At 64.0% G+C, this 8,695-nt stretch carries 9 protein-coding genes and 2 pseudogenes; 8 read left to right on the forward strand and 3 right to left on the reverse strand.

Features of this window, described 5'->3' with window-relative positions:
* A pseudogene (locus MOV74_RS23550) lies at positions 1-480 on the reverse strand (lytic transglycosylase domain-containing protein); the annotation flags it as partial.
* Positions 481-705: 225 nt separating this feature from the next.
* On the opposite strand from MOV74_RS23550, the gene dapA reads away from it, so the two are divergent.
* From dapA to MOV74_RS23570, 4 genes are read left to right on the forward strand one after another with little or no spacing between them, the layout of a single operon-like run.
* Complete coding sequence (gene dapA / locus MOV74_RS23555; protein WP_246927746.1) at positions 706-1,596, forward strand: 4-hydroxy-tetrahydrodipicolinate synthase; 891 nt, start codon at positions 706-708, stop codon at positions 1,594-1,596.
* A gap of 23 nt (positions 1,597-1,619) precedes the next feature.
* Complete coding sequence (gene mscL / locus MOV74_RS23560; RefSeq protein ID WP_246927748.1) at positions 1,620-2,060, forward strand: large conductance mechanosensitive channel protein MscL; 441 nt, start codon at positions 1,620-1,622, stop codon at positions 2,058-2,060.
* A gap of 59 nt (positions 2,061-2,119) precedes the next feature.
* Positions 2,120-2,593: an SsrA-binding protein SmpB gene (gene smpB, locus MOV74_RS23565; protein ID WP_027530006.1), complete on the forward strand. Its 474-nt coding sequence runs from the start codon at positions 2,120-2,122 to the stop codon at positions 2,591-2,593.
* A gap of 4 nt (positions 2,594-2,597) precedes the next feature.
* Positions 2,598-3,182, forward strand: a complete 585-nt coding sequence (locus MOV74_RS23570) for a peroxiredoxin (RefSeq protein ID WP_246927753.1) — start codon at positions 2,598-2,600, stop codon at positions 3,180-3,182.
* Here the strand turns inward: MOV74_RS23570 and MOV74_RS23575 are convergent.
* Both MOV74_RS23575 and MOV74_RS23580 read right to left on the reverse strand, forming a co-directional pair.
* On the reverse strand, positions 3,179-3,853 hold the full coding sequence (locus tag MOV74_RS23575) for a uracil-DNA glycosylase (RefSeq protein ID WP_246927755.1): 675 nt from the start codon (positions 3,851-3,853) through the stop codon (positions 3,179-3,181). The two genes, MOV74_RS23570 and MOV74_RS23575, sit on opposite strands and share 4 nt — an antisense overlap.
* Positions 3,834-4,478, reverse strand: coding sequence for an NYN domain-containing protein (locus MOV74_RS23580; protein ID WP_063194883.1), 645 nt, complete (start codon positions 4,476-4,478; stop codon positions 3,834-3,836). Before MOV74_RS23580 ends, MOV74_RS23575 begins: the two co-directional genes overlap by 20 nt.
* 328 nt (positions 4,479-4,806) lie before the next feature.
* Between MOV74_RS23580 and rpoZ the strand changes: the two genes are divergently transcribed.
* From rpoZ to MOV74_RS23600, 4 genes and pseudogenes are all read left to right on the forward strand, one after another.
* Complete coding sequence (rpoZ, locus tag MOV74_RS23585) at positions 4,807-5,199, forward strand: DNA-directed RNA polymerase subunit omega (protein WP_007603391.1); 393 nt, start codon at positions 4,807-4,809, stop codon at positions 5,197-5,199.
* 204 nt (positions 5,200-5,403) lie between these two features.
* Complete coding sequence (locus MOV74_RS23590; protein ID WP_246927757.1) at positions 5,404-7,686, forward strand: bifunctional (p)ppGpp synthetase/guanosine-3',5'-bis(diphosphate) 3'-pyrophosphohydrolase; 2,283 nt, start codon at positions 5,404-5,406, stop codon at positions 7,684-7,686.
* Positions 7,687-7,731: 45 nt separating this feature from the next.
* Complete coding sequence (locus MOV74_RS23595) at positions 7,732-8,484, forward strand: pyridoxine 5'-phosphate synthase (protein ID WP_246927759.1); 753 nt, start codon at positions 7,732-7,734, stop codon at positions 8,482-8,484.
* Positions 8,481-8,695 (forward strand): annotated as a pseudogene (locus MOV74_RS23600) (4'-phosphopantetheinyl transferase superfamily protein); the annotation flags it as partial. The gene MOV74_RS23595 and the pseudogene MOV74_RS23600, both read left to right, overlap by 4 nt.

Here is an 8,695-nt window from a genome sequence, read left to right on the forward strand (position 1 = left end):
CCTGGCGACGGGGGCAGAAGGTCTGACGGTGGCGGTCGCGGCCGGCGCGGGGGCCGTTTTCGGAGGCGAGCTGTTAGCGGCCGGATGGGATTTCGGCGCAGGTGCCGCCGCGGCGGGCTTGGGCTTGTCCCTCGCGGGTTCTTTTCCGGCGCTCTTGCCCGCGTCCTTGCCAGTATCTTTGGCCGGTTTCTTCGCGGTGTCCTTGCTCGGGGCGCCAGCCGCTCCTTTGCTCGCCCCCGTGGCTGCGTCCTTCGAACTGTCCTTGCCGGTTCCCTTGTTGGCCTCCTTGGACGAGCCCTTTGCCGCGTCCTTGGCGGCGGGCTTTGCGGTGTTCTTCGCAGCGTCCTTGGCGGTATCCTTGGCGGTCTCCGCCGTCGTCTCATTGGACTTGGCCAGGGCGGCGCAGCCGACCGAGAGCCCTGCCATCAGGCACACGATCAGACCGGAGGATCGCCAAGCGGCGCGAGGGAATGAGGTCACGGGTTTTGTCGCCCCGAATCAGTCAAGTGGCTCAAGATCTAGCTGTATTTGATTGAATATGCGGACAAAATACCAACAGCCGCTTACCGCGGGCCGATTTGCACCACCACCGCGGCAAAATCGCGGCCTAAACGGTGCGTCACACGGAAGCGGGCCTTTTACCGGCGGGATAGACCCGATATGAATGGCGCTTGCTCGAGAGATAGCCGCGTACGGAGGAAGTCCATGGCAGCCAAGACGAAATTCCGGGGGTCGTTCACCGCCTTGGTCACGCCGTTCAAGAACGGCTCGCTGGATGAGGCGGCATTCCGCTCCCTCGTCAACTGGCAGATTTCAGAGGGCACCAACGGCCTGGTCCCGGTTGGCACCACCGGCGAGAGCCCGACCCTCAGCCATGACGAGCACAAGAAGGTGGTCGAATGGTGCATCGCCGAGGCCAAGGGCCGCGTGCCTGTCATCGCGGGCGCCGGCTCCAACTCGACCAAGGAGGCGATCGAGCTCTCCCAGCACGCCGAGAAGGCAGGCGCGGAGGCCGTGCTGGTCGTGACGCCCTATTACAACAAGCCGACGCAAGAAGGCATGTACCAGCACTTCAAGGCGATCAACGACGCGATCGGGATTCCGATCATCATCTACAACATCCCGCCGCGCTCGGTGATCGACATGTCGGTCGACACCATGAAGCGGCTGTGGGAGCTGAAGAACATCGCCGGCGTCAAGGACGCCACCGCCAGCATGGTGCGCGTGTCGCAGCAGCGCGCGGCGATGGGCGAGGAATTCAACCAGCTCTCCGGCGAGGACGCCACCATTCTCGGCTACATGGCCCATGGCGGCCACGGCTGCATCTCCGTCACCTCGAACGTGGCGCCGCGCCTGTGCTCGGAGTTCCACGTTGCCTGGCAGAAGGGCGATCATGCCACCGCCTTGAAGCTGCACGACAAGCTGATGCCGCTGCACAACAACCTCTTCATCGAGAGCAATCCGGCGCCGATCAAGTATGCGATGTCACTGCTCGGCAAGCTGGACGAGACGCTGCGGCTGCCGATGGTGCCGGTTTCCGAGCCGACCCGCGTTGCGGTCCGTAGCGCCATGGTGCACGCTGGCCTGATCAACTGACGCGCTGGCATCGGGGGCCGTTCATGAGCGTCGAGGAAAAGGGCACACGCATGCTCAAGGAATTCCGCGAATTCGCCATGAAGGGCAACGTCGTCGATCTCGCGGTCGGCGTCATCATAGGCGCGGCCTTCGGTGCCATCGTCACGTCGCTGGTCGGTGACATCATCATGCCGATCATCGGCGCGGTCACCGGCGGCCTCGACTTCTCGAACTATTTTGCCCCCTTGTCGAAGGCGGTCACAGCCACCAACTTAGCTGATGCGAAAAAGCAAGGCGCTGTACTTGCTTATGGCAGCTTCCTGACGCTGACGATCAACTTCATCATCGTCGCCTTCGTGCTGTTCCTGGTGATCCGCGCCATCAACACCTTGAAGCGCAAGGAGGAGGCGGCGCCGGCCGCGCCCCCGAAGCCGTCGGCCGAGGTCGAACTGCTGACCGAGATCCGTGATCTCCTCAAGAAGTGACGCGCGCGCTTCATCCGAACTGTTAGCTTACGCGCACATCTCGATCAGGTTTGCCTGTCATGGCCGATAAAAACGAACGTCCAATCAAGGTCATGGCGGAGAATCGCAAGGCCCGGTTCAACTATGCGATCGAGGACACGATCGAGGCCGGCATTGCGCTGACCGGCACCGAAGTCAAGTCGATCCGCAACGGCAAGAGCACGATTGCGGAATCCTACGCCGATTCCAAGGACGGCGAGATCTGGCTGATCAACGCCACCATTCCCGAATATCTCCAGGGCAACCGTTTCAATCACGAGCCCAAGCGGCCGCGAAAGCTGCTGCTGCATCGCCGGCAGATCAACAAGCTGATGGGCGCGGTCGACCGCGAGGGCATGACGCTGATCCCGCTCAAGCTCTATTTCAACGAGCGTGGGCGCGCCAAGCTTCAGCTGGCGGTGGCAAAGGGCAAAAAGCTGCACGACAAGCGCGAGACCGAGAAGAAGCGCGATTGGAGCCGGGAGAAGGGGCGCCTGATGCGGGCGAGGGGCTGACGAGATGACCCAGCGGAACCTGCTCGAGGTCGATTGGACCCGGATTCCAGCGCCCGAAGATGATGGCGGCGCCGCGCATCTGACGGGCATGACACTGCCCTCGCTCGGCCTGCTCGCAACCGACGACACGTCAGTCACGCTGTCGGCGCTGCGCGGCCGCACCGTTGTGTTCGCGTATCCGCGCACGGGCGAGCCCGGCAAGATCGCGCTGGTCGACGATTGGGACATGATCCCGGGTGCGCGCGGTTGCACGCCGCAGACTTGTGCGTTTCGCGATCTGTTCGCCGAGCTGAAGGCCGCCGGTGCCGCCCACGTGTTCGGCCTCTCGACACAAAGCAACGAATACCAGACCGAGATGGCCTCACGGCTGCATCTGCCATTCCCGGTGCTGTCGGACGAGAAGCTGGCGCTGACGCGCGCGTTGAAGCTGCCGACGATGGAGGTCGCGGGCCTGACGCTGATCAAGCGCCTCGCGCTCATCGTCGACGATGCCAGGATCACGCACGTGCTCTATCCCGTGTTCCCGCCTGACCGGAACGCCGGCGACGTCCTGGACTGGCTGAAGGCCAATCCAGCAAAGGCCGACTAATCGAGATCCGCCTTCACCTTCGCGAACACCGACCGGAACATGTCCGCCGTCAGCACGCCCGTGTTCGTGTTGTAGCGCGAGCAGTGATAGCTGTCGTAGAGCTTGAACGCGCCGGCCTGATGCACGGCGCCATGGCCGAAGGGGGCTTGAGAGGCCTTCAGCTTCAACGGCTTGAGCACGCTGTCGTGCGCAATTCGCCCGAGCGCGATGATCGCGCGCAGCTTCGGCATCGTCTCGAGATTCGCGACCAGAAACTGCCGGCAGGTGTTGATCTCGACCGGCAGCGGCTTGTTCTGCGGCGGAACGCAATGCACTGCATTGGCGATCCGGCAGTCGATCAGCTTCAGGCCGTCATCGGGACGCGCCTGATAGGTGCCCTTGGCAAACCCGTATTCGAGCAAGGTGGCGTAGAGCAGGTCGCCGGCATAGTCGCCGGTGAACGGCCGTCCCGTGCGGTTGGCGCCCTGCATCCCCGGCGCGAGGCCGACGATCAAAAGGCGCGCCTTGATGTCGCCGAAGGGCGCTACCGGCGCATTGTGCCACAACGGCTCACGCGCCCGATTCGCCTCGCGAAAGGCGACCAGACGCGGACAGAGCGGACAATCGCGGTCGGGAACGACGGTGGAAGGCTGGCGGCTTGACCGGGCCGCCTCACTCCTCGAAGTCGTCATCGCCCCTCGGCGCCATCGTGGTTGCGCGCTGGAGGAATTGGGGGGCGTGGTGGCGTTCGCCACGCTCACCGCGGTCACGCGGGGCGGGGCGTTCGGACGGATCGCGGCCGAGCTTGGATTGCAGCTCGACGAGGTCGGTGAAGACGTCGGCCTGGCGGCGCAGCTCGTCGGCGATCATCGGCGGCTGGCTGGCGATGGTGGAGATCACGGTGACCCGCACGCCGCGGCGCTGCACGGCCTCGACCAGGGAGCGGAAGTCGCCGTCACCGGAGAACAGCACCATCTGGTCGATGTGCTCGGCGAGCTCCATGGCGTCCACGGCGAGCTCGATGTCCATGTTGCCCTTGACCTTGCGGCGGCCGGAGGCGTCGATGAACTCCTTGGTCGCCTTGGTGACGACGGTGTAGCCGTTGTAGTCCAGCCAGTCGATCAGCGGGCGAATCGAGGAGTATTCCTGATCCTCGATGATCGCGGTGTAGTAGAACGCCCGAAGCAGCGTCCCGCGGCTCTGAAACTCCTTCAGCAGGCGCTTGTAGTCGATGTCGAAGCCCAGAGTTTTCGCCGTCGCGTAGAGATTGGCTCCGTCGATGAAGAGCGCGATCTTGTCGGTAGAGGAAGGGGACATTCAGTTTGCTCGCGTAGTGTGTCGTGATTGATCGTTTATTGTTGGCGCGCGGCGGCAAGCTACGCACTTCAGAGTGCTGCCGAAACCCGTCGAAACCGCAAATCCGGAGAAGTCGGGGCAATCAAGGTATAGTTATGGCGGACTTTCATATCCCCGGCGCCGCCCTCGATGGCGGCCCGGGAAACCACCCATCCCTGCCCCAATGTGGGGGTAGCAGAGCCGTTTGGCGAGGCCAAATCACAAATTGGCCTTGCGAAACCGTCCTGGCCCCTATAACTAGCCCCAATCATCCACATATTTCGTCCCACCCACAACGGAGCGACAGTCCATGGCTCGCGTCACCGTAGAAGATTGTATCGACAAGGTCGACAACCGGTTTGACTTGGTCCTGCTGGCCGCCCACCGTGCCCGCATGATCTCGTCCGGTTCACAACTAACGGTTGACCGCGATAACGACAAGAACCCTGTTGTGTCTTTGCGCGAAATTGCCGAGACGACCATTTCGCCTGAGGACCTCCGCGAGGAGCTGGTGCACTCGCTCCAGAAGTTCGTTGAGGTCGACGAGCCCGAGCCGGATACGGTGCCGCTGATCGGTTCCGCGGGTGCAAGCGTCGATGCGGACGATACCGAAGTCGCCGTCGAGCGCATGACCGAAGAGGAGCTTCTGAAGGGTCTCGAAGGCCTCGCGCCGCCCGAGGAGCAGCCCGAGGAAGACGAGTAAATCGTCCGTCGCGATTGTCGACTTCTTGTGATTTTATCAAAGGCCCGAACGGTTGTTCGGGCCTTTGCTTTTGTTGACGTTTTCGTGGTTACCATGCGTTGTCGCTGGCAATGCGTCCTGTCACCGAATTGATCGGACACAAGCGCGATCGGAGCTAAGATGTATACAGCGGGCTGCTCAGGGCCCGTTTGAAGGCAGGACGGCATGGTATATCGGCGCCGCAGATTCACGCAGATGCAGGCCGCAACCGAATCGGTTGCCGTGGCCCCGACTGCGCCGGTCGCCCGCCCGGCCAAGCCGCGCGCGCGCATGATGCGTCAATATGACCTCGTCGAGCGCGTCCGGTCCTACAATCCCAACACCAACGAAGACCTGCTGAACCGCGCCTATGTCTATGCCATGAAGGCGCATGGCTCGCAGACCCGCGCCTCGGGCGATCCGTATTTCTCGCACCCGCTCGAAGTGGCAGCGATTCTCACCGACCTGAAGCTCGATGACGCCACCATCGTAGCCGCGCTGCTCCACGACACGATCGAGGATACCGAAGCGACACGGGCCGAGATCGACCAGATCTTCGGGCCGGAGATCGGCGCTCTGGTCGAGGGCCTGACCAAGCTGAAGCGACTCGAGCTGGTGTCACGGGAGGCCAAGCAGGCCGAAAACCTGCGCAAATTGTTGCTGGCCATCGCCGACGATGTCCGCGTGCTCTTGGTCAAGCTCGCCGACCGTCTGCACAACATGCGCACGCTGGACTTCGTGCCGACGGAATCGCGCAGGCGCATCGCCGAGGAGACGCTCGACATCTATGCACCTCTGGCCGGGCGCATGGGCATGCAGGAAATGCGCGAGGAGCTGGAGGATCTGTCCTTCCGCACCCTCGATCCCGAAGCCTATTCGGTGGTGATGCAGCGCCTCGACGCGCTCGCCGAACGCAACCGCAATCTGATCGGCGAGATCGAGGACCAGCTCTCCAACAATCTGCGCCACAGGGGGCTCGGCGCGCGGGTCTATGGCCGCCGCAAGAAGCCGTTCTCGATCTGGACCAAGATGGAGCGCAAGTCGGTCGGCTTCGAGCAATTGTCCGACATCTTCGGCTTCCGGCTCGTCGTCAACGACATCGAGGCCTGCTATCGCGCGCTCGGCATCGTCCACACCACCTGGCCGGTCGTGCCGGGGCGCTTCAAGGACTACATTTCGACGCCGAAGCAGAACGACTACCGCTCGATCCACACCACGGTGATCGGTCCCGGCAACCAGCGCGTCGAGCTGCAGATCCGCACCGAGGCGATGGACCAGATCGCCGAGCGCGGCATCGCCGCGCACGTCTTCTACAAGGAGGGCGTCGGCTCGCCGACCGAATTCCTCAAGCGCGAGTCCAACGCGTTCGCCTGGCTGCGCCACACCATCGGCATCCTCTCGGAGAGCGCCAACCCGGAGGAATTCCTCGAGCACACCAAGCTCGAGCTGTTCCACGACCAGGTGTTCTGCTTCACCCCGAAGGGCAAGCTGATCGCGCTGCCGCGCCACGCCAACGTGATCGACTTCGCCTATGCCGTGCATACCGACGTCGGCAACAGTGCCGTGGGCTGCAAGATCAACGGCCAGTTCGCGCCGCTGTCCTCGGAACTCCAGAACGGCGACGAGGTCGAGGTGCTGACCTCGGAAGCGCAATCGGCACCGCCCTCGGCCTGGGAAACGCTTGCGGTTACCGGCAAGGCGCGCGCCGCGATCCGCCGTGCCACGCGCACCGCCGTGCGCGATCAATATGCCGGTCTCGGCCGGCGCATCGTCGAGCGCCTGTTCGAGCGCGCCAAGATCGAATATGCCGACGACAAGCTCAAGGGCGCGCTGCCGCGGCTCGCGCGCACCTCGATCGAAGACGTGATGGCGGCTGTGGGGCGCGGCGAGATCAAGGCTTCGCACGTCGCGCGTGCGATGTACCCCGACTACAAGGAGGAGCGCATTGCGCGCTACGGCGTCAAGAAGGGGCTTGCCGCCAAGCTCAAGGAGAAGTCCTCGGAGCCGCGCAGCCCGGTCGCCATTCCGATCCGCGGCATCAATTCCGACCTGCCGGTGAAATTCGCCCCGAACGGCGGCGCCGTGCCGGGGGATCGCATCGTCGGCATCGTCACGCCGGGCGAGGGCATCACGATCTATCCGATCCAGGCGCCGGCCCTGAAGGATTTCGAGGAGGAGCCGGAGCGCTGGCTCGACGTCCGTTGGGACATCGAGGACTCCGCGCCGCAGCGATTCCCGGCCCGCATCAAGGTCGAGAACGTCAACGAGCCCGGAGCGCTGGCGCAGATCGCGACCGTGATCGCCGAGCACGACGGCAACATCGACAACATCAGCATGCAGCGCCGCTCCCCTGACTTCACGGAGACGACGATCGATCTCGAAGTCTACGATCTAAAACATCTCAGCGCGATCCTGGCCCAGTTGCGCGCTAAGGCGGTCGTCGCCAAAGTCGAACGTGTTAATGGATAGGTGCATCTCGCATGCGCCTATTCCTCTGATTTCGTGAGTTCTGAAATGCCCGCTTCTCCGCTTCGCCTTGGCGTCAATATCGATCACGTCGCAACCGTGCGTAACGCGCGCGGCGGCCGCCATCCCGATCCGGTGCGGGCGGCGCTGCTGGCGATCGAGGCCGGGGCCGACGGCATCACCGCCCATTTGCGCGAGGATCGCCGCCACATCCGCGACGAGGACATGGCGCGGCTGAGGGCCGAGATCTCCAAGCCGCTCAATTTCGAGATGGCGGCGACCGACGACATGATGCGCATCTCGCTCGCTACCAAGCCGCACGCGGTGTGCCTGGTGCCGGAGCGCCGGCAGGAGGTGACCACCGAAGGCGGCCTCGACGTGGTCGGCCAGCACAACGCGCTCGCACCCTACATCGCGCGGCTGAACGATGCCGGTATTCGGGTCTCCCTGTTCATCGCCGCCGATCCCGCCCAGATCGAGATGGCGGCGCGGCTGCGCGCGCCCGTGATCGAGATCCATACCGGCGCCTGGTGCGACGCCGTGGTCGACGGCCACACGGAGAAAGCCGAGGCCGAATGGCAGCGGATCGTGGCGGGGGTGAAGTTGGCGAAGTCGGCCGGACTGGAGGTTCATGCCGGGCACGGGCTCGACTATGCGACCGCGGAGACGATCGCGGCCCTGCCTGACATCATCGAGCTGAACATCGGCTACTACATGATCGGCGAAGCGCTGTTCGTCGGCCTTGCCGAGACGGTGCGCAGCATGCGCGCGGCGATGGACCGCGGTCGGAGCCGGGCGTGATCATCGGCATCGGCTCCGACCTCATCGACATCACCCGCGTCGCCAAGGTGATCGAGCGCCATGGCGAGCGCTTCCTCGACCGCATCTTCACCCCGGCCGAGCGGGCCGAGGTCGCGTGCCGCGCCCTTGGTGTAGCCAACCACGGCTGCCTTGGTGGCGACGTAGTCGGCAAGGCCCGGGAACGAGGCGCGGTCGGCCAGCATGGAGCCGA

This window comes from Bradyrhizobium sp. SHOUNA76 (genome assembly GCF_023006445.1).
Lineage (GTDB): Bacteria > Pseudomonadota > Alphaproteobacteria > Rhizobiales > Xanthobacteraceae > Bradyrhizobium.

Bases quoted from the DNA above. Each gene is read 5' to 3' on its own strand.
- dapA (WP_246927746.1), top strand. From the start codon at position 706: ATGGCAGCCAAGACGAAATTCCGGGGGTCGTTCACCGCCTTGGTCACG.
- rpoZ (WP_007603391.1), top strand. From the start codon at position 4,807: ATGGCTCGCGTCACCGTAGAAGATTGTATCGACAAGGTCGACAACCGG.
- MOV74_RS23595 (WP_246927759.1), top strand. From the start codon at position 7,732: ATGCCCGCTTCTCCGCTTCGCCTTGGCGTCAATATCGATCACGTCGCA.
- smpB (WP_027530006.1), top strand. From the start codon at position 2,120: ATGGCCGATAAAAACGAACGTCCAATCAAGGTCATGGCGGAGAATCGC.
- MOV74_RS23575 (WP_246927755.1), bottom strand. From the start codon at position 3,853: ATGACGACTTCGAGGAGTGAGGCGGCCCGGTCAAGCCGCCAGCCTTCC.
- MOV74_RS23590 (WP_246927757.1), top strand. From the start codon at position 5,404: ATGGTATATCGGCGCCGCAGATTCACGCAGATGCAGGCCGCAACCGAA.
- MOV74_RS23580 (WP_063194883.1), bottom strand. From the start codon at position 4,478: ATGTCCCCTTCCTCTACCGACAAGATCGCGCTCTTCATCGACGGAGCC.
- mscL (WP_246927748.1), top strand. From the start codon at position 1,620: ATGAGCGTCGAGGAAAAGGGCACACGCATGCTCAAGGAATTCCGCGAA.
- MOV74_RS23570 (WP_246927753.1), top strand. From the start codon at position 2,598: ATGACCCAGCGGAACCTGCTCGAGGTCGATTGGACCCGGATTCCAGCG.